The organism is Nonomuraea sp. NPDC049709 (assembly GCF_040674815.1).
In the GTDB taxonomy this organism is placed as follows: Bacteria; Actinomycetota; Actinomycetes; order Streptosporangiales; family Streptosporangiaceae; genus Nonomuraea.
The window spans coordinates 42734-67482 of record NZ_JBFANM010000037.1 but is presented as its reverse complement, the minus strand read 5'-3'; the positions used below and the strand labels follow the sequence as shown (position 1 = coordinate 67482).

Sequence of the window (24749 nt, the reverse complement as noted above, 5' to 3'; positions counted from 1 at the left end):
ATCGCTCCTGTTTATCGCGGGTTGCCGGATCGGATGGGGGATGGATCACGAATGTCGAAGCGGGCCGGCTCCTTCTCGGCGTCGCTGCGTACCTGGTCGAAGCCGATGCGCAGCTCGGCGAGGAGCCGGCGCGGCATCGCCGGCCCCTCTTCCGCCGCGCGTTGAGATCGAGGTCCGGTCTCACGTCCCGACGCCCCGGCGACCCGCACCAGCGCCGTGGCGGCGAGCAGAACGGCGGCCGGCAGAACGGCCACCAGCACGGAGGCGTGCCCGGGCACCGGCCCGTCAAGGAAGGGCCGGCCGATCAGCACCGTGGCGCCCGTCACGCCGATCGCCCCCCGAGCACCGCTCCCGTGCCGATGGTGCCCAGAGCCGAACCCCCGCCGTGGCCGCGTACGGCGAACGAGGCCGCGCAGACCCGCAGGCGGGAAGAAAACCGACCCCAGGCGCTACCCCTTGAGATGGCCAGCACGCCAGCCGCTACCGCGCTGGCCAACAGCACCGAACCGACTAAGTCGGGCACGTGCCGCTCGGTGCTGGGGGGGTGGGGAAGCGCCGGGGCCGGCGCCAAGAGCGCTGCCACCAGTCCCGCACAGGCAGCGAACGGGCCGAGCCGGCCGTACTCGGCCGGCAACCGCCCTCCGCCGGATAGCAGCGCCAGCATTCCTGCGCCGGCGCACGCCGGCGCGATGCCCCGGGCCCTTCGGCCTGCCGGCAGCGCGCCGAGGAGCAGCGCGAGCACGGCGGGGGACATCAACGCGGTACCGATGCCCTGAGCCGGCCGCCCTCCCGGCAGCACCTGCCAGGACGCGGCCGTGATGACCGCCGTCGCGCCCAGGCAGAACAGGGCCAGGCCGAGCGAGAGCACGCTCCGCCGGCCGAGGAGGTCGGTCGGCCGCCCCGAGATCGCGGTCGCCGGGACCGGTACGGCCCGGTGCTCGCGTAGGGGTGTCAGCGTCATCGCGCCGTCACCGCGCTCTCGGCCTCGTTGGGCACGCTGACGCAGACCATTCGCTCCGTCAGCCCCGCTCGGGGGCCCGCCGCGCGCGGCCGGGCCGGTCCCGCACCACCGGCCACCGTACGCGCGACTTTCGAGGCGAGGGCGAGATGCTCGCCGCAGCGACGGCTCACCTTGGCCTCCAGCCCGGCCACCTGCGCCAGCCTGAGCCGCATCGGCTCCAGCGACGACCAGCGTTCGAGGCCGTCGAGATCGGCCAGCCGGGCGGGCCAGCGCAGCGCGTCGGCGCAGCGAGCCTCCACCTCGTCGGGCAGGTCCTCGGCCGGGAACGCCTCATGACGCAGCCGGGTGGCGACCATGACGGCCATGAACGCCGTCTTGTCGAAGTCGGCCAGCCGACCCGTCAGGGCGGCGGCCAGCATCCTGGCGCGGTGGCTCAGGCAGACCGCACTCCACCCGAGCAACAGCAGCCGATCAGGGCCCGTCTCCGTGTGCCAACCGGCCAGCCGCAACTCTCGGGCCATCCGGTGATAGAAGCGCCAACGGTGACGGGGGCTGTCCAGCCAGACCTGGAGTCCGCCCAGCGGCAGCCCGGCGACGTGCACGCCCGCGCCCGCCACCGGCCCGGCCACGCGGGCGCAGATGCGTTGTACCACCCGCTCCTGGCCCATGGGGGCCGGATCTTCCGCGAACCAGGAACCATATCCGGGATCCATGGTCATGTCCGGCCACCTCCTTGTCCGGGGAATCTCTCCAGAATCCTTAGGCTGTTAAGCCTCAGTTACCACGCGCTCCGATAGTCCGCTTACGAGCGGGGCTATGTCAACTGACAGTTTGCGCATAAGTTGATACCTGACCGCGTGGCAGAGCTTGCCCGCATGGCAGGGGACACTGGAGCCCGCGTCCCTTACGCTGGAAAAGTTCACGGGCGGTAGGAGGTGTGCCGTGGCGAACTTCGCCGAGCGGCTCGATCTCGCGCTGACCAAGCGCGGCTTCACCGGCGCGCAGGTCGCCTCCGCCCTGACGGAGGCGGGCATCCCCATCACCCGTGCCTACGTCAGCCAGTTGCGCACCGGCAAGCAGACCAACCCGACCCTCCAGGTGCTCAGGGCGCTGGCGTCCTGCCTCCAGGTGAGCGTCGGCTGGCTGGTCGGCGACGACTATCTCGAATCCGGCTCCGTCGAGGACCTGCAGCTGCGGGCGGCCACGATCGGCCTGTCCGCCTCCGGCCTGTCGGAGGGCTCGCTGGCCGTGCTGCGCGGCGTGATGGAGCTGGCCCGCAAGGCCGAGGGGCTGCCCGAGGAGCCCGAGCCCACCTCCGACATCCCGGAGGCGGTCGCGCCGCTGAGCGGGCCGCAGCGCCGGGCGCTCGGCAAGCGGCTGTACGGCCTGCGCCTGTCCGCCCAGCTCTCCGTCGAGCAGGTGGAGACCGCGATCGGCAAGGGAGCCGCCGCGATCCCCGCCATCGAGGAGGGCCGCATCGCCCCCGCGCCCATCACCGTCGAGCGCCTGCTGACCGTCTACGGCGTCTCGGCCCCGCCCATCCGCGAATACGTGCTGGCGCTGGCCCGGGGAGAGCGCGAGGCCGCCTGGTACGACGCGCAGTCGGTGCCCGTCTGGCTGGCCACCGCCTACGCGCTGGAGCAGCGGGCCACGGTGATCCGCACCTTCCACACCCAGTTCGTCCCGCCGCTGCTGCAGACCGAGGAATACGCCAGGGCCGCCATCACCGTGGCCGGCCCCGCGACGCTCGGGCAGCAGACGGTGGAGGAGGCGCTCGCCCTCGTGCTGGCCCGCCAGGAGGCCGTGGCCCGCGACAGCGGCGTCGTGCTGTGGGCGGTGATCGACGAGAGCGTCCTGACGCGCTCGATCGTCGGCCTGCACGTCCAGCTCCGCCAGCTCGACGTGCTCATCGAGCACGCCAAGCGGCCCAACGTCTCGCTGCACGTGGTGCCGATGGAGGACCCGGCGTACGTGCCGCGCACCGGCCCGTTCACGCTGTGGCGCTTCGCCGAGGCGTTCGAGCCCGACATCGCGTGCGCCCACGGCATCGAGTCAGACGCGCTGATCACCGAGACGGCCGCGGTGGAGGCGTACCACCAGGCCTTCACCAAGCTGTCGGTGACGACGACGACGCGCGAAGAGACCTTCGAGATGTTGAATCTCCATCGCGAAAGGCTTTCGCGCTCGCTGGGTAAATGATCGGCGTTCCCGCCTGAGAGATCATTTATGCGGGCGAATGGTTACGCACATATACCCAAATCCAATAGCTTTTCCGGTTGTCTTTCGCCGTGGGGCGAGGATCATATGTTCTGGGTCATCGAGTGTGGGGTCCGAAAGGATCAGCTTTTCCCGAGATAGTGGGCGAGGGGAAAGGGGCAACACTCAATGCGTCAGCGTGCCATCCGAAACCTGGCGAAGCTGGAGATGACCCAAGCAAGAGTCACCCGGATTCTCGACGCCGCCGCGGGTGGGAAGAACAACTTCGTGGCGGACCGAGACGTCATGCGCCGCTACGACCAGGCCGCCCCCATCACGACGACAGCCGCACGGGCCGTGCTCCGATATTTGTGCCGTGTGGTCCGTCACCTGGCGACCGAGGGCGTGGACCAGTTCGTGATCGTCGGGAGTGGCGTCCCGAGCGGCCTGCCACCGGGCAGGCAGTTGCACGACGTGGCCCGTGACGCCCTGGGCGCCTCGGTGCCGCGCGTGGTCTACGTGGAGAACGACCCTATGGTGCTGGCCGGCGCGAGGGCGACCATCGAGCCCGTCACCGACCTCGTACGCGTTGTAGAGGGCGACGTGCGCGAGATCGACGACCTCCTCGACGACCGGGTCCTGCAGACGTTCCTCGACTGGGACCGGCCCATGGCCGTTTTGCTGCTGTCGGCCCACAGCCTGAACGACGACGAGTACTTCCATTACGTGATCAAGCGCATTCGGCAGGTGGTCCCGGAAAGGAGTTACCTGTCGTTACTGCAGACCACGTTCGACGCCATTCCGCCGGAGCTGCTGCCCGCCATTCACGACCTTTTGGCGATGACGCTGCCCGGTCAGGCGATTCGCACCCGGGAGGAGGTCAAGGCGTTGCTCGAAGGTCTGGTGCTGGTAGAGCCGGGGCTGGTGTGGGTCCCGGAATGGCGGCCCGACGGCCACGACATCGCCTGTGCGGAAGAGCCCGGCGCGTCGGGCAATTACGGTGCTGTGGCCCGGATTCCCTGACGGCGCGTCGACGGTTGCCGCGGGGGGTCCACCGGGACCCTCCGCAGGGATTACAGCGGGGATCTCGGCTGGGATCTCAGTCCCACCAGAAGGACCAGGCGTGGCCGCCGATGAGCTGCTCGGCGTACGCCTGAAGGTCGCCCGGCCCCTGCACGACGTTGTCCGGGCAGAACGTCCAGTGTTCGGCCGCCACGTGTAACGCGTGCTCGGGATCGGCCGGCGGCGCCGCCACGCTCAGCTCCAGCGTGTTGAACCCGACGCTCACCACCCGCGCCCCGAACCGGTCCTCCCAGCTGCGCACCACCGCCGCCATCGGCACCATCCACTCGTTGTGGTGCAGCGCCCCCTGCCAGCCCATGACCGCCAGCGCGTCCGCGCTCCGGTCGGCGGCGACCAGGGCGAGCGGCATGCCCCTGGCGGCCAGCTCGCCCGCCAGCCAGTCGGCGACCGCCCCCGCGTCGGCCCGCGGCACGCCCGGGGCGGCCAGTCCGGGGCAGATCGCGCCGTACGGCTCCAGCTCGTCCAGGGCGTCCTGCGGCATCTGCGCCACCCACTCCTGCCACACCTCGGTCATGAACCCCTCGGCGGTGAAGTGGTCGATCTGGCGCGGGTCGTCCGGCACGATCTGCCCGATGCCCCAGGGCTGGGCCGACTCGTCCAGCAGGAGCGGCCACAGGCCGCTGTGCGGGTGCCACTCGCGCATCAGTTTCCAGTCCGCGCCGGAGACCGGCTCGTCACTCATCCAGAACGCCGGCCGCGACGCCTCACCCTGCCTGGTGTAGCCGGGATCCGGCCAGACCACCTCACCAGGGGGGAGCTCCACGGGCAGCCTGCGCCCCCTGCCGCCGTCGGCGAACAGCCGGCACAGCTCGCGTGGCAGACGGAGATCGCTCATGCCCTACCGTTCCGATACCGAATCCTGTCTCGGAGATGGTAGTGCCGACGGTCCCCTCAGCACCTGTGGGCTATGGACCGCTCTCGCGCGCGAGGCAGAATGGTGGGCTGTGATCCCCTTTGACGCTGTTCTGACGGACCTCGACGGCGTGCTGCGCCACTTCGACCACGCCGCGCAGGCCGACATCGAGGCCCGGTACGGCCTGCCCCTGATGAAGACGGCCTTCGACCCCGAGCTGATCACGCCTCCCACGCTCGGCCAGGCCAGCGAGGCGCAGTGGGCCGAGTCGATCGCCGTGGCGCTCGGCGGGGACGAGCGCGCCCGCCAGGCGGTGGACGAGTTCATCCGGATCCGGTTCTGGGTGGACGAGGACGTCAGGGCGCTGCTGGCCCGGGTGCAGGAGCACGTACCGGTGATCATCGTGACCAACGCCATGGACACGCTGGAGGAGCACCTCGACCTGCTGGGGCTCACGTACTTCGCCGACGACGTGGTCAGCAGCGCCAGGGTCGGCGTGGCCAAGCCCGATCCGCGCATCTACCGGATCGCCGCGGAGCGCGCCGGGGCCGCGCCCGAGCGCTGCCTGTTCGTCGACGACCGGCTGCCGAACGTGGAGGCCGCCAGGGTGCTCGGCATGACCGGCGTGCACTACCGCACGCTCGCCGACCTGACGGCCGTCCTGGGCTGACCGGCCGGCCCGCCCTGAGATGTTGTTTCCGGCGCGGCTCGCGCCGGCCGCGCCGGAAACGCTGAGTGACCGCCGCCCCCCGCCGTTGTGGGCGAGCTGCGCTTCTCGCCAGGTCAGGGGGCGGCGGCGACCGAGCGCCTGTCAGTACCCGCCGTAGGGATTCTGGGAGGGGGGCTGGGTATTGGGGGCGCTCGTCTGGTGGCCCGACGGATGGTTCGACGGGCTGCTGGACGGCGTGCCGGCGGCACCGTTCGAGCTCACCTTCGTGCCCTGCGGGGCGATGACGCCGATGAGGCCGTGCTTGGTCCCGTCGATGCCGGCGGAGAACCACAGGGAGCTCTCGCCGCCGGTGGCCGCGGTGCCGGGCTCGAGGTCCCAGAGGCCGGGCAGCACGATCGGCCTGCCGTCGGAGTTGCGCAGCGAGCCGAGGTGACGGCCGCGCTTGTAAGCGTGTACGGTGCCGTCGCCGAAGTTGCCGACCAACAGCGCGCCGGCGTACTGGCCCCAGCCCTTGGGCGCGGCGGTCAGGCCCCAGGGGGCGTTGAGCCCGACCCTGGAGATGCGGCCGGTGAGGCGCCCGTCGGCGTCGAAACGGCTCACGAAGCCCTTGCCGGCGCCGAAGACGGGCTTGCCGGTGGACTGGTCGCGCAGGGCGTAGGCGACCCAGATGTTGCCGTTGGCGACCGCGACGTTGTAGGCCTTGTAGGTCGAGGGGACGGCCGGGTCCCTGAACTGCCAGCGGCGCAGGGGGATCCGCCGGAAGTCCTCGTCGAAGGCGTGGACGCGCCCGCCGGCGAAGTCGGCGGCCAGCAGGAAGGCGCCGTCCTCGGTCTCAACGAGCTCCAGCCCCTTGTAGTCGGCGCCGCGGGTGAAGGCCGCGATGATCGCGTTGGCCGGGTCGACCTCCGCGTTCCAGCCGGTGATGGCGCCGCTCGGGCTGGAGAAGATGAACGTGGCGGGCTTGCCCTTCACGGTGAAGCCGTCGCCGGGGTTGAACACCTGGCCCGTCGGGGCTCCGCCCGGGATGGCCACCTCGGTCTGCTCCTTCTTGCCCGTGCCGGAGTAGACGGTGGCACTGCCGGTGCCGGTGTTCGAGACCCACAGAGTCTTTCCCATGGCCAGGCCCCACGGGTTGACGACCTTGGGGTCGGTGACCGGGGCTTTGCCCTTGACATCCGACACAAGGTTGATGACGTCGAATCGAGTCCTGGTGGTGGCGTGTGCGGGAGTGGTGAGAGTCGCTCCCAGAACGACCGCAACAGCGCAGAGTGTGATGATGCGTGGCCGCATCCGTTGCCTCCTAGTTAGCGCTTGTGACGCGAGATACGTGGAGGGTGGGAGGCGGGTTCAGTCGGGCCCGCAAATATCGGGTCGGGAGTTTTCCGCGTCTGGCGGGGGAGAGGGAGAACCATGAACGTCTTGGGCATCGACATCGGCGGCTCCGGCATCAAGGGTGCGCCGGTCGACACGAAGGCCGGTGAGCTGCTGGAAGAGCGGCTGCGCGTCCCCACGCCGCACCCGTCGGGGCCTGACGAGGTGGCCGGGGTGGTGGCCTCGATCGTCAAGCATTTCGGCTGGAACGGTCCGGTCGGGGTCACGTTCCCCGGTGTCGTGGTGAACGGCGTGGTCAGGTCGGCCGCCAACGTGGACCGCTCGTGGGTCGGCGTGGACGCCTCCCGGCTGTTCGGCGGTGCGACGGTGCTGAACGACGCCGACGCGGCGGGCCTGGCCGAGGTGCGGTTCGGACGGGGGCGCGGGCTGAAGGGGTCCGTGCTGCTGCTGACGTTCGGCACGGGCATCGGCAGCGCGCTGTTCACCGACGGGGTGCTGGTACCCAACACCGAGCTGGGGCACCTGCAGCTGCATGGCAAGGACGCCGAGCATCGCGCCTCGGCGCGGGTCAGGGACGAGCACGGGCTGAGCTGGGAGAAGTGGGCCGAGCGGGTGGAGGAGTACCTGCGGCACGTCGAGATGCTGTTCTCGCCGTCGCTGATCCTGATCGGCGGGGGTGCGAGCAAGAAGGCAGAGAAGTTCCTGCCGTACGTCCACCTCGACACGCCCGTGGAGCCCGCCGCTCTGCAGAACGAGGCGGGCATCATCGGCGCCGCCCACGCGGCCGCCGCCCGCGCGTAGCCGGCCTGGGCCGTGGGTGTGCGGCCGGGTCAGCCCCGGCCGTCGGCCGACAGCGCGCCGGCCATGCTCTCCAGCTGGTCCAGGAGCACCTTGGCCTGGGCCGGGTCCAGCGCGGCCGTCATGCGGCGCTCGATCGCCAGCACGTCGGCCGTGGCCGCCTCCAGGAGCCGTTCCCCGGCGGGCGTCAGCCGGGTCGGCAGCGCGCGCCCCGACGGAGCCGTCGCGGGCCGCTCCACCAGCCCGGCGTCCTCCAGGTTCCGCAGCAGCACGTTCATCGACTGCCGCGTCACGAAGGCCCCGCGCGCCAGCTCCGCGTTCGACAGCCCGGGTCGCCGGCCGAGCAGGTCCAGGCACGCGAACTGCGGTGTCGTGATCCCGTGCGCGCGCAACGCGCCGTCCATGGCCGCGCGCAGGGCGGCCTGCACCCGCTTGAGCTGGTAGCCGACGGTACGGCCGAGGTCTTCTCGCTTCATGTCAGGATTCTGACATATATCCCTCATATCAGAGTCCTGACATGCGACTAGGAGCAGCCATGACCGTCACCGGAATCGACTTCGTCGCCCTGCGGGTTCGCGACCTCGCCGGGGCCGCCGAGTTCTACGAGACGCGCCTCGGGTCAGCCGCCCGGCACGGGCGTGGCGCTCTGGCTCCGGGCCGGCGACGCGCGGCGGCTGCACGACGAGCTGCGGGAGGCGGGACGTGATCACTATTCACGATCGCTGGACACGCCGATATTGGGATGCGAGGAGTGGGCGTTGTCGGGCACCATGGGCGGTTGGCTCCGGGGATGCGGGGCTCAAATATCCTGAAAGCAGTATGGGAACGCCTTCGTTGTCCTCTCCACTCGCCGAGCTCCAGTCTCGCCTGCCCGACCTCATGCCGCGCGACCAGCGGCGGCTGCGGCGCAGGCTCGACGGCATGCGCCGGGTGCGCTCCCGCGACGCGCGGGACAAGATCGTCACTGAGATCCTCGCCGACCTGGAGCGGGCCGAGCAGCGACTGGCACGGCGCCGCGAAGCCGTACCAGTGGTGAAATATCCGGAAAACCTGCCCGTCTCCCAGCGTAAAGACGACATCCTCGAAGCCATCCGCGACCACCAGGTCGTGATCATCGCGGGCGAGACGGGCTCCGGCAAGACCACCCAGATCCCCAAGATCTGCCTGGAGCTGGGCCGGGGCGTACGCGGGCTGATCGGCCACACCCAGCCCCGCCGCATCGCCGCCCGCACGGTCGCCGAGCGCATCGCCGAGGAGCTCGGCACCGGCCTCGGCGAGGTGGTCGGCTACAAGGTCCGCTTCACCGACCAGGCGAGCGAGCGCACCCTGGTCAAGCTGATGACCGACGGCATCCTGCTGGCCGAGCTGCAGAACGACCGCATGCTCGACCAGTACGACACGCTGATCATCGACGAGGCCCACGAGCGCAGCCTCAACATCGACTTCATCCTCGGCTACCTGAAACAGCTCCTCCCCAAGCGCCCCGACCTCAAGGTGATCATCACCAGCGCCACGATCGACCCCGAGCGGTTCTCCCGCCACTTCGACGACGCGCCGATCGTCGAGGTGTCGGGCCGCACCTACCCGGTCGAGGTGCGCTACCGGCCGCTGGACGATGACGACGACCAGACGCAGGGCATCGTGGACGCCTGCCGCGAGCTGACGGGGGAGGGCCCCGGCGACATCCTGGTGTTCCTGTCGGGCGAGCGGGAGATCCGCGACGCCGCCGACGCCCTGGCCAAGGCCGAGTTCCGCAACACCGAGATCCTCCCGCTCTACGCCCGCCTGAGCGCCGCCGAGCAGCACCGCGTCTTCCAGCGCCACACCGGCCGCCGCATCGTGCTGGCCACCAACGTCGCGGAGACCTCGCTCACGGTCCCCGGCATCAAATACGTCGTCGACCCCGGGTTCGCCCGCATCTCCCGCTACAGCCACCGCACCAAGGTGCAGCGCCTGCCGATCGAGGCCATCTCGCAGGCCAGCGCCAACCAGCGCAAGGGCCGCTCCGGGCGCACGTCCGACGGCATCTGCATCCGGCTCTACGAGGAAGAGGACTTCCTCAACCGGCCGGAGTTCACCGACCCCGAGATCCTGCGCACCAACCTGGCCTCCGTCATCCTCCAGATGACCTCGATCGGGCTGGGCGACATCGAGGCATTCCCGTTCGTCGAGCCGCCGGACCGCCGCCAGGTCAAGGACGGCGTCAACCTGCTGCACGAGCTGGGCGCGTTCGACGCCCAGGGCAAGCTCACCGGCGTCGGCCGCAAGCTGGCGCAGCTGCCCGTGGACCCCCGCCTGGGCCGCATGGTGCTCGAGGCCGAGAAGAACGGCTGCCTGCGCGAGGTCATGGTCATCGCCGCCGCCCTGTCCATCCAGGACCCGCGCGAGCGCCCCTCCGACAAGCAGCAGCAGGCCGACGAGAAGCACCGCCGCTTCGCCGACCCCGAGTCGGACTTCATGGCCTACCTCAACCTGTGGAACTACCTGCGCGAGAAGCAGAAGGAGCTGTCGTCCAGCGCGTTCCGGCGATTGTGCAAGGCCGAGTTCCTCAACTACCTGCGCGTGCGGGAGTGGCAGGACATCTACAGCCAGGTCCGCCAGTCGCTCGGCGCCCAGCCCAACAGCCAGGACGCGCAGCCGTACCACGTGCACATCTCCCTGCTGGTCGGGCTGCTGTCGCACATCGGCGTCAAGGACGTCATGGACAAGCAGCGGGGCCAGGACGGCCGCAGGCCGATCCAGGAATACCTCGGGGCCCGCAACGCCCGCTTCGCCGTCTTCCCCGGCTCGGCGCTGGCCAAGAAGCAGCCGCAGTGGCTCATGTCGGCCGAGCTGGTGGAGACCTCGCGCCTGTGGGCCCGGGTCAACGCCAAGATCGAGCCCGACTGGGTCGAGCCGCTCGCGCAACACCTGGTCAAGCGCACCTACTCCGAGCCCCACTGGGAGAAGAACCAGGGCGCCGTGATCGCCCTGGAGAAGGTCACCCTCTACGGCGTGCCGCTCGTGGTCGGCCGCAAGGTCAACTACGGGCGCATCGACCCCGACCTGTCGCGCGAGCTGTTCATCAGGCACGCGCTGGTCGAGGGCGACTGGGACACCCACCACCGCTTCCTCAAGGACAACCGCCGGCTGCTCGAAGAGGTCGAGGAGCTGGAGAACCGCGCCCGCCGCCGCGACATCATGGTGGACGACGAGGCGCTCTACGACTTCTACGACCAGCGCGTCCCGGCCGACGTGGTCTCGGCCCGCCACTTCGACTCGTGGTGGAAGAAGGCCGCGCAGGAGCAGCCCGACCTGCTCACGTTCTCGCCGGAGATGCTGGTCAACGAGGGCGCCGACGTCAGCACCCGCGACTACCCCGACACCTGGAAGCAGCTCGGGCAGCGGATGAAGCTGACCTACCAGTTCGAGCCCGGGGCCGACGCCGACGGCGTCACCGTCCACGTGCCGCTCCAGGTGCTCAACCAGGTCAGCTCCGACGGCTTCGACTGGCAGATCCCCGGGCTGCGCGAGGAGCTGATCACCGCGCTCATCCGGTCGCTGCCGAAGAACCTGCGCCGCAACTTCGTGCCCGCCCCCAACTACGCCAAGCAGGTCCTGGCCGGGGTCGAGCAGGGCGGGGAGCCGCTGCTGGCGGCCGTGGAGCGCGAGCTGCTGCGGCTCACCGGCATACGCGTGCCGCGCGAGGCCTGGCAGCTCGACCAGGTGCCCGACCACCTGCGGATCACCTACCGGGTGATCGACGAGCGCAGGCGCACGGTGGCCGAGGACAAGGACCTCGACGCGCTCAAGCGCCGCCTGGCGCCGCGCCTGCGCCAGACGCTCTCCCAGGCCGGCGACGACCTGGAGCAGACGGGCCTGCACACCTGGAGCTTCGGCACGCTGCCCAAGGTGTTCGAGCAGGGCCGGATGAAGGGCTATCCGGCCCTGGTGGACGCCGGCGACTCGGTCTCCATCAAGATCTTCGAGACGCAGGCCGAGCAGCGCCGCTCCCACTGGCCGGGCGTGCGCCGCCTGCTCCTGCTCAACGTCACCAACCCGGCCAAGTCGCTGCTCGGCGGCCTGTCCAACCAGGCCAAGCTGGCCCTGTCACGCAGCCCGCACGGCGGGGCGGTGGCGCTGTTCGACGACGTGGTCAACGCGGCCGTGGACAAGCTGATGCTCGACGTCGGTGGCCCGGCCTGGGACCCGGTCGGCTTCGACCGCCTCTACCAGCACGTCCGGGCGAACCTGTACGGCACCGCGAAGGACGTGCTGGCGCGGGTGGAGCAGATCCTGAGCGTCTGGCACGAGGCCGGCGCCCGCCTGGACGCCCTGCGGCCGAGCGCGTCGACCGACGACGTCAGGGAGCAGCTGGGCAGACTCGTGTACGCGGGCTTCGTGACGGCCACGGGTCACCGGCGGCTGCCGGACATCCTGCGCTACATCCGGGCCATCGACCGCCGCCTGACGAAGCTCCCTGAGGAGCCGTGGCGGGACCAGGAGTGGATGGACCGGGTGCACAAGGTCGAGGACGACTATCACGACCTGCTGGAGAAGCTGCATCCGGCGCGGCGCGGGGACGCGGACGTGGTGGAGATCCGATGGATGATCGAGGAGCTGCGGGTGAGCTTCTTCGCCCAGACCCTCGGCACCCCGACCCCCGTTTCGGAGAAGCGGATCGCGAAGACGATGGAGAAGCTCACACCGTGAGGATGAGCGGCCGCCTCCGCCGGGCGCGGAGGCGGCCGATCGGTACAGCTGATCACGCGGGAACGCTGGACACGTCCCGCTCGTAGAAGCGGTGCCCCGCCACCGCCTGCGCGAAGGCCGTCGCGATGTCGTCCCCCACGAACACCCCGACGTCGTTGGGCAACTGCGCGGCCTCCACCAGCTGCCGACCCGAGCCCACCGCGCCGATGGCCTTGTTGTGCCGGAACGCCTCCAGCAGGAAGAACCGCGCCCGTCCCAGCGGGGCCAGCGCCGCCCCGTCCGCCGCCACCACGGCGTCGTAGATGACGGAGTTGGCCGCGCTCAGCTGGCGGTCCACCGGGAGGCCGCCGACCTCGCCCTCGTGCGGGGCCACGATCTCGCAGATCGCCCCCTGGCCCTCCAGGGCCTGGCGCAGGGAGGTGACGGCGGCGGCGTCGGTCCCGTCGCCCATGAGGACGGCGATCTTGCGGGTGGCGACGCTGCGCGGCTGGCCGGTCATGCTGAGCGCGGGCGAGGCGTTCGCGTGCACCGGGTCGCCCCCGGCCGGCGCCGGGAGGCCAAGCCCCCGGGCCACCTGGGCGCCCAGGTCCGGGTGGATCTTGCCCAGGTGGGTGACCATGGCCTCCTTGATGTGCTTGCGCTCGACGTGGCCGAGCTCGAACAGGTACGCGGCCACGATGTGCTGCTTCTCCCAGTCCGCCATGCTGTTCCAGAACAGGGTGGCCTGGCTGTAGTGGTCCTCGAAGCTGGGGCTGCGCATCCGGATCTTGGAGCCTTCCACCTTCTCCTGGTAGTGCCGGTAGCCGTCCATGGCCGCCGGGCAGCCGCCGCTGATGGAGTTCGGGGCGTAGCTGGTGCGCGACTCGTGGATCTGGTGCTGGTGGAAGCCGTCGCGCTGGTCGTTGCGTACGGGGGCGATCGGCCGGTTGATCGGGATCTGCGGGAAGTTGGGCCCGGCCAGGCGCAGGAGCTGGGTGTCGAGGTAGGAGAAGTTCCTGGCCTGCAGCAGCGGGTCGTTGCTGAAGTCGATGCCCGGCACCAGGTTGGCCGTGTGGAAGGCCACCTGCTCGGTCTCGGCGAAGAAGTTCTGCGGGTTCCGGTTGAGCGTCATCTTGCCGATGGGCCGCAGCGGCACCTGTTCCTCAGGGATGATCTTCGTGGCGTCGAGCAGGTCGAAGTCGAAGTCGTGCTCGCGCGACTCGGGCACGAGCTGCACGCACAGTTCGTACTCGGGATAGGCGCCGCGTTCGATCGCCTCCCACAGGTCACGGCGGTTGTAGTCGGGATCGTTCCCCTGGATGCGCAGCACCTCGTCCCACACCAGCGAGTACGTCCCCAGCACCGGCCGCCAGTGCCACTTGACGAACGTCCCCTGCCCCGAGGCGTTCACCAGCCGGAACGTGTGCACCCCGAACCCCTGCATCATCCGGTAGCTGCGCGGGATCGCCCGGTCGGACATCAGCCACATGACCATGTGCAGCGACTCCGGCTGGAGCTGGACGAAGTCCCAGAACGTGTCGTGCGCCGACTGCGCCTGCGGGATCTCGTTGTGCGGCTCCGGCTTGACGGCGTGCACGAAGTCGGGAAACTTGATGCCGTCCTGGATGAAGAAGACCGGGAAGTTGTTGCCGACGAGGTCGAAGTTGCCCTGCGTGGTGTAGAACTTCGTGGCGAAGCCGCGCACGTCGCGTACGGTGTCGGCCGAACCGCGCGAGCCGGCCACGGTCGAGAAGCGCACGAAGGTCGGCGTCTTCACCGTGGTGTCGTTCAGGAACGCCGCGGTGGTCAGGTCGCCGAGGGGCTCGTACAGCTCGAAGACCCCGTACGCGCCCGCGCCCCTGGCGTGCACCACCCGCTCGGGGATGCGCTCGTGGTCGAAGCGGGTGATCTTCTCACGGAAGTGGAAGTCCTCCATGATCGTGGGCCCGCGTGTGCCCGCCTTGAGCGAGTTGTCGGTGTCGTCGACCGGAACGCCCTGGTCGGTGGTCATGTTGAGATCGTCGAGGGGCACACGGTGCTCGTCGAGCTGACGGTCCTTCGCGTCGCGCTCTGGTTGCATGGAAAAATCCCCCTTGCAGATATTTGTCCGGGCTGTGGTCTAGTGCCCGGATGAATGAGGTGAAACAGGGTTTGCCGAGCAGGGGGATCGATGATCAGAACAGTGGTGCTCGACGTCGGGGAGACGCTGATCGACGAGACGCGCATCTGGACCCGCTGGGCCGGCCGGCTGGGCGTCAGCCCCTTCGTGCTGATGGGCGCGCTCGGCGGCATGGCCGCCCTGGACCGGTCGCACGGCGACGCCTTCCGGCTCGTCCGCCCGGGTTTCGACCTCGCCGCCGAGGAGGCCGCCTGGGAGCGGGACGACCCCACCGGCCTGCGCAACCACTTCGACGCCGACGACCTCTACCCCGACGTGCGCGAGGCCCTGGCCGGCCTCCGAGCGGCCGGGTACCAGGTGATCATCGCGGGTAACCAGCCGCGGCGGGCCTTCGACGCGCTGGTCGCCATGGACCTGCCCGTCGACTCCGTGCACACCTCCGAGGGATGGGGCGTGTCCAAGCCGGATCCCGGCTTCTTCGCCAAGGTCGCGGCGGTCGCCGGGCGCGAGCCCGCCGAGATCCTCTACGTGGGGGACCGGCTCGACAACGACGTGCTGCCGGCCGCCGCGGCGGGCATGCGGACCGCGCTGCTGCGCCGCGGCCCGTGGGGCTACCTGCATGCCGAGCGCCCCCAAGCAGCGGCCGCCGACGTGATCGCCGGCGACCTGCATGCTCTTCTGCCCGCCCTGGGACGGCTCATGTGAGATTTTCGTCGGGATCGATGCGGACCGCCCGCTCCTCCGCTGACAGGTCGTCGGAGTCGTCGCCCCAGTCCTCGCCGATCTCCTCGTCGTCCGTGTCCGGCTCGAGCCCCTCGTCCGGCTGGGTCAGCCGGTGCTTGGAGCGGGGTTCGCGCAGCCGTTCCGGGGCCTCGCGGCGCAGGCGCTCGTCGAGCGTGTCCCTGTGCTGCGGGTCGTCCTCGGCGACTTCATGAGTGAGACCGAGATCGTCGGTCCACTCCTCGACCTCGATCTCCTGCTCGTCGCTCATGCCGTACCGGTTCGGAGGTGTTTCGGTCATACGCGCCCCCTACCCAGGGAACGGCCCGGAATCCTATGACTTGGCGTGCCTTAGGGCCTGCTCCAACTCTTCCTTGCCCATATGGGACCTGCCGGGAATGTCGGCCTTCTGTGCCTGCTCGTACAGCTCGGCCTTCGTGGCGCCGTCGCCCGTGCCGGCGAGGGCCTGCAGCTCCTCGGCCCTGCGCTGCTTGAACGCCCGGCCGAGCTGCTCCAGCTCCTTCGCGCCGGCCGACTTCTTCAGCGAGGGCAGGAGCTTGGTCTCCTCCTCCTCGACGTGGTGCGTGACGGAGGCGATGAGCTCGTCGAGCGTCTTGGCGAACTCCGCCGTGCCGGGCTCCGCGCGTACGAGGGCGTCGAGGAGGACCTCCGCCTCCTTGTGCTCCTCGACGCTGTGGTGCGCGTCGATGCCCGGATAGACGCGGTCCTCCTCGGCGCGCGCGTGCGCGATCAGGAGGGCGTGCAGCTCGGCGACGGTGGCCTTCTGATCGCCCTGCTTCTTCTTGAGCCGCTCGAAGAGGCCTTCCACGACTCTGTGGTCCTGGGTGATGAGAGTGATGACATCGGTAGCCATGGTGACGCGTGCTACCCGGACAGTCACCGTCCAATCGCGGAGCCGACGAGCGAGCGCGGGTCGGCCGCACCCGCCAGCATTCCGTCCGGCCGCAGGTCGATCACGTGCGCGTGGCCGAACGAGCTCCCATAGGGCAGCGCCGCCACCCGGTGCCCGAGCGCGGTCAGGCCGTCGGCCCAGCCGCCGCCCTCCTCCAGGTCGAGGACCGCGTCGTCGGGCGCCTCCCAGGTGTCGAACCCGGTGCCGCCGGTGCCCAGCCGCCAGCGCGGGGCGGAGATCGCCTGCCCGGGCTCCTCGCCGTGCCGCAGCAGCCGGGTGATGACCTGCAGCAGGATCTGGGGCTGCGCGTCGCCGCCCATCGTGCCCACCACGGACCTGAGCGTGCCGTCGGGGCGGGTGATCAGGGCCGGGGTCAGGGTGTGGGGCGGGCGCCGCCCCGGGCCGTACTCGGCGGGGTGACCGGGCTTGAGGGAGAAGCCGATGCCGCGGTTGTGGAGGTTGATCCCGGTACGCGGCTCGAACACCATGCTGCCGAACCCCGACGCGTTCGACTGGATCAGCGACACGCCCATGCCGTCGCCGTCCACCGCGCACAGGTACGTGGTGTCGCCCCGCTCGGTCTGCCCCCGCAGCCGCAGCCGGGACCGGGGGTCGATCAGCGCCCGCCGCCCGGCGATCCCGGCCGGGTCGAGCAGGTCCTTGGCGTCCTCGTGCAGCACGTCGAGCCGGTCGTGCCCGGCGACCCTGGCGGCCTCGGCCAGCAGGTGGGCCCAGGCGGGATGGTGCGGGGAGGCGGGCAGGTCGAGCCCCTCGGCGATGGCGAGGGACATCAGCAGCAGGTAACCCTGGGAGTTGGGCGGCATCGACCAGACGTCGTGGCCGGACGAGCGGGCCTTGAGCGGCTCGACCCAGTCGGCGCCGGGCGCGGCCAGGTCGGCCTCGGTGTATTCGCCCGCGCCCAGCTCGATCAGTCCCTGGCCGAACTCGCCGAGGTAGAAGCCGTCCCGGCCGCGCCCGGCCACGGCCTGGAGCGCGCGGGCCACGCCGGGCCTGGTCAGGCGGTCGCCCGCGGCGCGTACGGGGGCGAAGTCGGAGCCGCCCGGACGGCGGGCCGCGTTCCTGGCGCCGGCCACCATCAGCGGCGAGGCGGGGAACCCGTCGCGGGCCAGCCGGATCGCCGGCGCGAGCAGATCGGGCATGGGCAGGCGGCCGTGCCGGGCGTGCAGCGCGAGCCAGCCGTCCACGCAGCCGGGCACCGTCACCGACCTGATGTCGTGCAGGTGGGGCATGCGCGCGTGGCCCTCGGCACGCAGCCGGGCGGGATCCGCGCCGGATCCCGCCCGGCCGGAGGCGTTGAGCGCGCTCACGCCGCCGTCGTGGACGAGGGCGAACAGGTCGCCGCCCAGGCCGCACATGTGGGGGGCGACGACGGTGAGCACGGCGTTGGCGGCGATGGCCGCGTCCGCGGCCGACCCGCCGCGGTCCAGCGTCGCCAGCCCGGCCGCCGAGGCCAGGTGGTCGACGCTGCACACCATGCCGGAGGGCGCGTATCTGGTGTTGTGCACGTCCAAGAGAGTACGCGCCCCCGCCCGGCACCCGCTCGGGCTCACCCCTGGTCGCGCAGCCGCGCCAGCGCCTGCTTGAGCTGGTGGCGCAGCGTGGCGACCTCCCGCTCCAGTTCCAGGATGCGGCGGATGGCGATCAGCGTCATGCCCTCCTCGGCCATCCGCGTCACGTGCTGGACGATGATGATGTCGCGCCGCGAGTAACGTCGCTGGCCGCCGCTCGACCGGCTCGGCCTGATGACGTCGTGCTGGTCGAGCCGCCGCAGGAAGGCATGCTGGACCTGCAGCATCTCCGCCACCTGCCCGAGCGAGTAGAGAGGCGCGTGCTCGTCGTCGAAGGGCAGGTCCGGCATCTCGCTGGTCTCCTCGTGGCTCGGGGGCGGGGGTGCCCGCCCCCGGACCGCGCGTCAGGCCTTGATGGCCTTGGTGTCGCCGCGCTGGATCGCCACCTTGCGCGGCTTGGCCCGCTCCAGGACCGGGATGCGGACGGTGAGCACGCCGTTGGCGTAGCCCGCGTCGATCCTGTCGCTGTCGAGGTGCTCCGACAGGTAGACACGCCGGGTGAACGTGCCCATGGTGCGCTCGCGGACGAACAGCCGCTCGTCCTCCGTGACCTCCTCCTCGCGCCGTGCGCTGACGCTGAGGACGCCGCGGTCGACCGTCACCTCGATGGAGTCGGGGTCGATGCCGGGCAGGTCGAACCGCAGCAGCACGTCGTCCGCACGGCGCAGGCCGTCCATCGGCATCGCGGCGGCGCCGTTGTCGAAGGTCTGGCGGGCCAGGCGGTTGAACTGCCGCTCGAACTCCTGGACGAACGGATCGATCGAGGTCAACAACATTTTCCACCCTCCTCGCTGGATGCTCGGATGCAGGTAACCTCCGACTTCAGTTGTAGGTTACCTGCTCACCCGTATGCAACCAAAGAGGGGTAAGGAAGAATTCCCGGTAAGGTCAGGCGTTCTCGAGGCGGGGCCGCACCCTGACGGCCTGCCTGATCGTCCGGCCGGACAGCCGGGCCAGCGCCACCGCCGCGAGCAGCGACGCCGCCACGCAGGCCACGCCGCCGATCTCCAGCGCGACCCGCGGGCCGAGCGTGTCGCTGAGCCGGCCGAGCAGCGGCCCGCCGAGCGCGCCCGCCCCGGCGCTGACGATGGACAGGGCCGCGATCACCCGGCCGCGCATCGCCTCCGGGCTGTCGAGCTGCGCCCTGGCGGAGACGGTGGTGTCCAGGGCCACCGCGCCGGCCGCGATCGGCAGCATCATGGCCGCGAACGCCCACAGCGACGGCATCAGCCCGCTCAGGGCCTGCGCCACCCCGGTCACGAACGCCATCACCAGCAGCAGCCGGATCGTCAGATGGGGCCGGGTGGCGGCCAGGAAACCGCCCATCACCGTGCCGACGGCGAAGACCGTGGACAGTAGGCCGTACCCGCCGGCGCCCGACTCCAGGGGGCCGGCGCTCATGGCCGCCATGGTGACCTGGTAGTTGCGGCCGACGCTGCCCGAGACGAACCAGAGGGCGAGGACCACGAGCAGCCAGGGGGTGCGCAGCACGTACCGCAGGCCGTCGAGCACGGCGCCGGGCTGCCGCTCGGCGGCGGCCAGCACGTGGAACTCCGCGCGCCGCATGCCCGCGACGGCCGCGATCACCACGAAGAAGCTGGCGGCGTTGATCACGAACAGCCCGCCGTTGCCCGTGATCGGCAGCAGCGCGCCCGCCAGGCTCATGCCCAGGATGCGGCCGGCGGAGCTGAGCATCGAGCCGAGCGCCATCGCGTTCGGCAGGTCGGCGGGCGGCACGACCTCGGCGCCGAACCGGCCGAGCGCGGGCCCGCCGAGCGCGGTGACCACCCCCCCGGCCAGCGCCACGCCGTAGATGGGCAGCACGGAACGCACGTCGGTGAACGCGATGACCGCCAGCGCGGCCGCGAGGGCGGCCTGCGCCACCTGGGCGGCGATCACGACGGGCCGGCTGGGCAGCCGGTCGGCCAGCGCCCCGCCCCACATCCCCAGCAGCAGTGTCGGCAGCGCCTGCATGACGAGGCTCAGCCCGACGCTGGTCGCCGACCCGGTGAGCGTGAGGATGAGCCAGTTGACGCCCAGCACCTGCATCCAGGTGCCGGTGACGGAAACGATGTCAGCTCCCGCCCAGAGCCGGTAATTGTGATGACGCAGGGCTCTGAACGTGGAGGAGGAGGGAGACAAAACGGGTCCTTGCCTTGGGGATGCGCCGGGGGGACAAACACCCTTCTCCCGGGACCGGATTCCGGCCTGGCCGGAATGTGAGGCAAGACACGTTTAGAAGTGGGTTAGACGAGTTCCAGGGGCTGGTCGCGGCTGACCAGGGCCGCGTAGTGGCCGCCGCGGGCCATCAGCTCGTCGTGGGTGCCGCGCTCGACGACCCGTCCGTGGTCGAGCACGACGATCTGGTCCGCGTCGCGGACGGTGGACAGGCGATGGGCGATCGTGATGGTCGTCCGGCCCCGCGCCAGCGCGTCCAGCGCCTCCTGCACGGCCCGCTCCGTCTGCGTGTCCAGGGCGCTGGTGGCCTCGTCGAGGATCAGCACCGGCGGGTCGCGCAGCAGCGTGCGGGCGATGGCCAGGCGCTGCTTCTCACCCCCGGAGAAGCGGTAGCCGCGCTCGCCCACCACGGTGTCGTAGCCGTCGGGCAGCGAGGCGATGTGGTCGTGGATGCGCGCGGCCCGCGCCGCCGCCTCCAGCTCCGCGTCGGTGGCCGACGGGCGGGCGAAGCGCAGGTTGTCCGCGATCGAGGCGTGGAACAGGTACGTCTCCTGCGACACCACGCCGACCGCGTCGCTCAGCGTCTCGAACGTCAGCTCCCGCACGTCCACCCCGTCGATCGTGATCCGCCCGCCGGTGACGTCGTAGAGCCGGGGCAGCAGGTAGCTCAGCGTGGTCTTGCCCGAGCCCGTCTCGCCCACGATGGCCAGGCTGGTGCCCGCCGGCACGGTGATGTCCACGCCGGTGAGCGTGGGGGCGTCGCCGTACGAGAAGTCGACCTCCTCAAAGCGGACCTCGCCGCGCACGTCCTCCAGCTCCCGCCGGCCGGGGTGGAGGTCCACCGGCAGGTCCAGGTACTCGAAGATCCGCCCGAACAGCGCCAGAGAGGTCTGCACCTCGACCCCGAGCCGCAGCAGCGAGACCGCCGGCCGGAACAGGCCCGCCTGCAGCGTCGTGAACGCCACCAGCGTGCCCACGGAGACGGACCCGGTGTGGCCGACGGCCCAGTAGATCATCGCGGGCATCGCGGCCATGACGAGCTGGATGGACGACTGCCGCCAGCGCCCGGCCATGCTGGTGCGCACGCCGAGCTCGGCCAGCTCGTCGGAGGCCCGGCCGAAGCGCTCGGTCAGCTCGGCCGAGCGGCCCATCGTGCGGCCCAGCAGGATCCCGCTGATCGACAGCGACTCCTGCACCATGGACGCGATGCTCGCCAGCTTGCGCTGCCGCTCGGAGGTGATGCGCTTGCGCTCGGAGCCGACCTTGCGGCTGATCCACACGAAGACCGGCAGCAGCACGAGCGAGACCACCGTCAGCCGCCAGTCGAGCGCGAGCATCGCGACGATGGTGGCGAGCACGGTGGTGAGGTTGGAGACGATGGCGGCGGCCGTCGAGGTGACGACCGACTGCATGCCGCCGATGTCGTTGGCGATGCGCGACTGCACCTCGCCGGTCCGCGTCCTGGTGAAGAACGCCAGCGACATGCGCTGCAGGTGGCCGTAGACCGCGATGCGCAGGTCGTGCATGACCCGCTGGCCCACGGTGGTGGAGACGAGCGTCTGCAGCACGTCGAACACCGTCGTCGTGACCGCCACGAGGATCATGCCCAGGGCCAGCAGCGTGAGCAGCCCGGTGTCCCGGGCCGGGATCGCCACGTCCAGCACCTCGCGCAGCAGGAAGGGCGAGGCCAGCGACACCAGCGAGGAGAACAGGATGAGCGAGCCCACCACGGCCAGGCGGGCACGATAGGCGCCGAACAGTTTGATGATGCGCCCCAGCGGCGCGCGTGGTTCCTCCGCCAAGTGGGTCTCCTTTCAGATGTCCACTCAAACAGAGGCTAACTCATATTTGTTCCGGCTAAACTTACCGACATGGCAGAAAAGGCGCTCGCCGAGCTGCTGTTCCTGGTCAGCAGGCGGTTGCGGCATGGATACCTTCATCGGCTGGAGCCGCTCGGGCTCAACCCGGGCCAGGCGCGGGCGTTGCGGGCCATCGCCGAGGCCGAGCGGCCGCTGCGGATGGTGCGGCTGGCCGACGAGCTGCGGATCGTGCCCCGCTCGCTCACGCCGGTCGTGGACGCGCTGGAGGAGGCGGGGCTGGTGCGCCGGGAGGTCGATCCGGCCAACCGCCGCTCGACCCTGCTGGTGCTCACACCCGAGGGCCGCGCCCTGTCGGAGCGCGCCCGAGACGCACGCAGGGAGGCGGGGGACGAGTTGTTCGCGGTCCTGTCGGACGAGCAGCGCGAGCAGCTCAAGGGTCTGCTGAGCCTGGTGGACGGCCAGTTCCGCTGAACAGGTCCGCTGAACAGGGGCGATCAGGGGATCGTGTCGGCGACGAGGGGGACGGGGCGGGTCAGGTGATCGTGCCGCCGACGACCGTGCCGAGGCAGGGCGGCTGGGCCAGCAGGGCGGCGTACGGGTAGCGCCCGCGGGCGTCGTAGACCGCGAAGTCGGCGCGCGTGCCGGGGGCCAGCGCCCCGATCCGGCCCCGGCCCCGGTCCATGCCCAGCGCCGTGGCCCCGCCCAGCGTGGCCGCCTCCACCAGCCTGCGGTCCAGCCCTCGGGGGCGCAGCCCCTGCTCGCGTACGTGCCGGCGGACGGCCGCGGCCGGCCCCAACGGCCCTTCGTCCGGTCCCCGCACGTGCCCGCAGGTCCCGAAGGCCACGGTGTTGCCCTCCTCCAGCAGGGCCAGTGCGTCCGCGGGCGGCGCCGGCCCCGGCGGGCACAGGGCCACCACGGTCCTGCGCAGCCGGAGCAGCTTGCGCTCTCCGGGGTCGAGCGGCCTGGCGCACACCACGTGGCACAGGGGCCCGAGCACCCCGGCGTCGTCCAGCGCCGCGGGGGAGTGCCGGTCCAGATCGGCCAGCAGCCGCAGCCCGAACGTCCTGGCCAGCACGGCCACGTCCTCCAGCACCTGGGGATGCCGCGTGCGCGCCGCGATCCCGACCGCGCAGGGCCGGTCGATCTCCCGGATCGCCGTGATGACCGTGTCCCGCTCGCTCTCCTCCCACTCCTCCTCGCTCTCGCTGGTCACCTCGACGTACGAGATGCCGGGAAAGTTGGTGGGGTCGGCCGGGCCGGAGACCACGCGCCCTCGCGCGGTGACGCCGGGAGCGGTGGACGGGACGGCGGAGCAGGCGTCCACCAGGCCCGCGACGATCATGCCGCGCCACCGCAGCTCCTCGGCGGCCGGAAAGGAGGGCAGCAGCTCCGCCCGCGGGCCCACGGCGAGCACGCGCTCGCCCCTGGTCACCACCGCCCCGTCGCGGACGGGGTCGGCACACACGGGCAGCACGAGCGGCGCGGAATGGATCACGACGGGCGCGGGCGCGCGCCGGCCCAGACCCGGCCCGGCACGCTTGGCAGACGGCATCAGAACTCCCCGTCGGATCTAGCCCTCAGGGCATTAAACGCGAATCCCGGACAATGACGCAATCAGGACGAACTATGCGAATCCCTAGGTAAGTAGCGCCCGGACAGCCGCGCGAGCTTGAGACTCAGATGCAGGGCGAGCCGCTCACCGCCGTCCTTCAGGTCGGTACGCGCGAGCTCCTCCACCCGCTGCAGCCGGTAGTAGAGCGACGTCCGGTGCAGCCGCAGTGCCCGCGAGGTCGCCACCGCGCTGCCCGCCAGGTCGAGGTACGTCTCCAGCGTCTCCAGCAGCGGCAGGTACTGCGCGTCCCCGAGCAGCCCTTCCAGCCCCGGATGCAACTCCTGGTCGGGCAGCTGGGTGAGCATCCGGTACACGCCCAGCCGCGCCCACTCCGCGGTCCGTCCCAGCCCCGGCACCCGCGCGGTCACCTCGGCCGCCTGCCTGGCCTCCCGGTACGACTCCGCCGCCTCCGCCAGCGCCGGCCTGGCCCGCCCTATCCCCACGACCACCGGCACCGGCATGGCCGCGTGCAGCTCGTCGGCCGGCACCGGCGGCCCCGCGGTGAGCAGCGCGGCGTGGTCGTAGCGCACCAGGTGCAGCGGATGATGCCCGCTCAGCCGCCGCCGCAGCGCCAGCAGTCCCTGCTCCAGCGCCAGCCTGAGCGCGTCGTCCGGCTCGGCCGTGCGCGGCCTGGCCACCAGCACGGTCACCGCCTGCGACTGCGGAAACGCCCCCGCCTCGATGAGCTGCTTGGCGGCGTTCGCGGCGGGGTCCCGCTCGCCGAGCAGCAGCCCGGTGACCGCCTCCAGCTCCCGGTGCGAGGCCAGCCCGCTGGCCAGGCTCTCGTGGAACAGGGCCAGCGCCAGGCCCGGCACGGCCGCCTCCGCCTCGGCGACCGCCGCGTCCGGCATGGGCGGCTCCGCGTCGATGAACCACAGGAAGCCGAGCAGCCCGTCGGCGTGCCGGATCGGGACGCACACGCGCGGCAGCAGCCCCAGGTGCGGCGCTCCGGGGGTGCGCAGCGGGTCGGTGGCCTCCTGGATGCCCGACTCGCGCAGCCACTGCCGTACCTCCGGCACGGTGTGCCGGCGCAGGATCGAGTCGCGGCGCACGTCGTCCATGGCGCCGCTCTGCTCGCTGTACGCCACCACGCGCTGGACGCGGTCCTCCAGCAGCAGTGGCCGGTCAAGACGGGCGGCGAGCTCGTCCACGATGCGCTGGAGATCCGCCACAGACCCACCCCTACCTGGAAATTTCAACAAGTGACGGAAACGCCACTCCAGGTCTTCCCTAC

At 71.1% G+C, this 24749-nt stretch carries 24 protein-coding genes; 8 read left to right on the top strand and 16 right to left on the bottom strand.

Annotation, left to right across the window (positions count from 1 at the left end; genetic code table 11):
• Positions 1–11: 11 nt before the first annotated feature.
• Genes AB0J69_RS33025 through AB0J69_RS33015 form a run of 3 tightly spaced genes read right to left on the bottom strand, consistent with a single transcriptional unit; the run spans position 12 to position 1680 of the window.
• Entirely contained in the window at positions 12–326 is a 315-nt protein-coding gene (locus AB0J69_RS33025; protein WP_364125301.1) for a hypothetical protein, read from the bottom strand.
• Positions 323–961 (bottom strand): hypothetical protein, encoded by a 639-nt coding sequence (locus AB0J69_RS33020; RefSeq protein WP_364125298.1) that lies wholly within the window; start codon positions 959–961, stop codon positions 323–325. Before AB0J69_RS33020 ends, AB0J69_RS33025 begins: the two co-directional genes overlap by 4 nt.
• Positions 958–1680 carry a hypothetical protein gene (locus AB0J69_RS33015; RefSeq protein ID WP_364125295.1) on the bottom strand — a complete coding sequence of 241 codons (723 nt, stop codon included), beginning with the start codon at positions 1678–1680 and terminating at the stop codon, positions 958–960. Before AB0J69_RS33015 ends, AB0J69_RS33020 begins: the two co-directional genes overlap by 4 nt.
• 223 nt (positions 1681–1903) lie before the next feature.
• Here AB0J69_RS33015 and AB0J69_RS33010 point away from each other — a divergent pair, with 223 nt between their 5' ends.
• A complete protein-coding gene (locus tag AB0J69_RS33010) occupies positions 1904–3160 on the top strand; it encodes a Scr1 family TA system antitoxin-like transcriptional regulator (RefSeq protein WP_364125293.1) in 1257 nt (418 codons plus the stop codon).
• Positions 3161–3385: 225 nt separating this feature from the next.
• On the top strand, positions 3386–4180 hold the full coding sequence (locus AB0J69_RS33005; protein ID WP_364125290.1) for an SAM-dependent methyltransferase: 795 nt from the start codon (positions 3386–3388) through the stop codon (positions 4178–4180).
• Between the two features lie 76 nt (positions 4181–4256).
• On the opposite strand, the gene AB0J69_RS33000 is transcribed toward AB0J69_RS33005, so the two are convergent.
• Positions 4257–5075, bottom strand: coding sequence for a DUF4253 domain-containing protein (locus AB0J69_RS33000; RefSeq protein ID WP_364125288.1), 819 nt, complete (start codon positions 5073–5075; stop codon positions 4257–4259).
• A 109-nt stretch (positions 5076–5184) separates the two neighbouring features.
• Here AB0J69_RS33000 and AB0J69_RS32995 point away from each other — a divergent pair, with 109 nt between their 5' ends.
• Positions 5185–5763 carry an HAD-IA family hydrolase gene (locus tag AB0J69_RS32995; protein ID WP_364125285.1) on the top strand — a complete coding sequence of 193 codons (579 nt, stop codon included), beginning with the start codon at positions 5185–5187 and terminating at the stop codon, positions 5761–5763.
• A gap of 141 nt (positions 5764–5904) precedes the next feature.
• On the opposite strand, the gene AB0J69_RS32990 is transcribed toward AB0J69_RS32995, so the two are convergent.
• A complete protein-coding gene (locus AB0J69_RS32990; RefSeq protein WP_364125282.1) occupies positions 5905–6945 on the bottom strand; it encodes a TIGR03118 family protein in 1041 nt (346 codons plus the stop codon).
• Between the two features lie 228 nt (positions 6946–7173).
• Here AB0J69_RS32990 and ppgK point away from each other — a divergent pair, with 228 nt between their 5' ends.
• On the top strand, positions 7174–7896 hold the full coding sequence (gene ppgK, locus AB0J69_RS32985) for a polyphosphate--glucose phosphotransferase (RefSeq protein WP_364125280.1): 723 nt from the start codon (positions 7174–7176) through the stop codon (positions 7894–7896).
• Between the two features lie 29 nt (positions 7897–7925).
• Here ppgK and AB0J69_RS32980 read toward each other — a convergent pair whose 3' ends face one another.
• A complete protein-coding gene (locus AB0J69_RS32980; protein ID WP_364125277.1) occupies positions 7926–8369 on the bottom strand; it encodes a MarR family transcriptional regulator in 444 nt (147 codons plus the stop codon).
• A gap of 59 nt (positions 8370–8428) precedes the next feature.
• Between AB0J69_RS32980 and AB0J69_RS32975 the strand changes: the two genes are divergently transcribed.
• Both AB0J69_RS32975 and hrpA read left to right on the top strand, forming a co-directional pair.
• Positions 8429–8599: a hypothetical protein gene (locus AB0J69_RS32975; RefSeq protein ID WP_364125274.1), complete on the top strand. Its 171-nt coding sequence runs from the start codon at positions 8429–8431 to the stop codon at positions 8597–8599.
• Positions 8600–8712: 113 nt separating this feature from the next.
• A complete protein-coding gene (gene hrpA / locus AB0J69_RS32970; RefSeq protein ID WP_364125272.1) occupies positions 8713–12585 on the top strand; it encodes an ATP-dependent RNA helicase HrpA in 3873 nt (1290 codons plus the stop codon).
• 52 nt (positions 12586–12637) lie between these two features.
• Here hrpA and AB0J69_RS32965 read toward each other — a convergent pair whose 3' ends face one another.
• A complete protein-coding gene (locus AB0J69_RS32965; RefSeq protein WP_364125269.1) occupies positions 12638–14644 on the bottom strand; it encodes a catalase in 2007 nt (668 codons plus the stop codon).
• Between the two features lie 90 nt (positions 14645–14734).
• Here AB0J69_RS32965 and AB0J69_RS32960 point away from each other — a divergent pair, with 90 nt between their 5' ends.
• Entirely contained in the window at positions 14735–15388 is a 654-nt protein-coding gene (locus AB0J69_RS32960; protein WP_364125266.1) for an HAD family hydrolase, read from the top strand.
• On the opposite strand, the gene AB0J69_RS32955 is transcribed toward AB0J69_RS32960, so the two are convergent.
• The 7 genes from AB0J69_RS32955 to AB0J69_RS32925 form a co-directional block, all read right to left on the bottom strand.
• A complete protein-coding gene (locus AB0J69_RS32955; protein ID WP_364125263.1) occupies positions 15381–15704 on the bottom strand; it encodes a DUF5709 domain-containing protein in 324 nt (107 codons plus the stop codon). The genes AB0J69_RS32960 and AB0J69_RS32955 overlap by 8 nt on opposite strands.
• Positions 15705–15737: 33 nt before the next feature.
• Positions 15738–16277 (bottom strand): hemerythrin domain-containing protein, encoded by a 540-nt coding sequence (locus tag AB0J69_RS32950; RefSeq protein ID WP_364125260.1) that lies wholly within the window; start codon positions 16275–16277, stop codon positions 15738–15740.
• Between the two features lie 23 nt (positions 16278–16300).
• The gene (locus AB0J69_RS32945) at positions 16301–17842 is read right to left on the bottom strand and encodes a gamma-glutamyltransferase (RefSeq protein ID WP_364125258.1); all 1542 of its coding nucleotides are present in this window, start codon (positions 17840–17842) and stop codon (positions 16301–16303) included.
• 41 nt (positions 17843–17883) lie between these two features.
• Positions 17884–18195: a MerR family transcriptional regulator gene (locus AB0J69_RS32940; RefSeq protein ID WP_364125256.1), complete on the bottom strand. Its 312-nt coding sequence runs from the start codon at positions 18193–18195 to the stop codon at positions 17884–17886.
• Positions 18196–18249: 54 nt separating this feature from the next.
• Positions 18250–18681: an Hsp20/alpha crystallin family protein gene (locus tag AB0J69_RS32935; RefSeq protein ID WP_364125253.1), complete on the bottom strand. Its 432-nt coding sequence runs from the start codon at positions 18679–18681 to the stop codon at positions 18250–18252.
• 112 nt (positions 18682–18793) lie between these two features.
• The gene (locus tag AB0J69_RS32930; protein ID WP_364125250.1) at positions 18794–20047 is read right to left on the bottom strand and encodes an MFS transporter; all 1254 of its coding nucleotides are present in this window, start codon (positions 20045–20047) and stop codon (positions 18794–18796) included.
• Between the two features lie 104 nt (positions 20048–20151).
• Entirely contained in the window at positions 20152–21885 is a 1734-nt protein-coding gene (locus AB0J69_RS32925; RefSeq protein ID WP_364125247.1) for an ABC transporter ATP-binding protein, read from the bottom strand.
• Positions 21886–21954: 69 nt separating this feature from the next.
• On the opposite strand from AB0J69_RS32925, the gene AB0J69_RS32920 reads away from it, so the two are divergent.
• Positions 21955–22374 carry a MarR family transcriptional regulator gene (locus tag AB0J69_RS32920; protein ID WP_364125244.1) on the top strand — a complete coding sequence of 140 codons (420 nt, stop codon included), beginning with the start codon at positions 21955–21957 and terminating at the stop codon, positions 22372–22374.
• A gap of 61 nt (positions 22375–22435) precedes the next feature.
• Here the strand turns inward: AB0J69_RS32920 and AB0J69_RS32915 are convergent, their stop codons facing one another.
• Together AB0J69_RS32915 and AB0J69_RS32910 are read right to left on the bottom strand one after the other, a co-directional pair.
• A complete protein-coding gene (locus AB0J69_RS32915) occupies positions 22436–23455 on the bottom strand; it encodes a hypothetical protein (RefSeq protein WP_364125241.1) in 1020 nt (339 codons plus the stop codon).
• A 62-nt stretch (positions 23456–23517) separates the two neighbouring features.
• Entirely contained in the window at positions 23518–24687 is a 1170-nt protein-coding gene (locus AB0J69_RS32910) for a helix-turn-helix domain-containing protein (RefSeq protein WP_364125238.1), read from the bottom strand.
• Between the last annotated feature and the right edge of the window lie 62 nt (positions 24688–24749).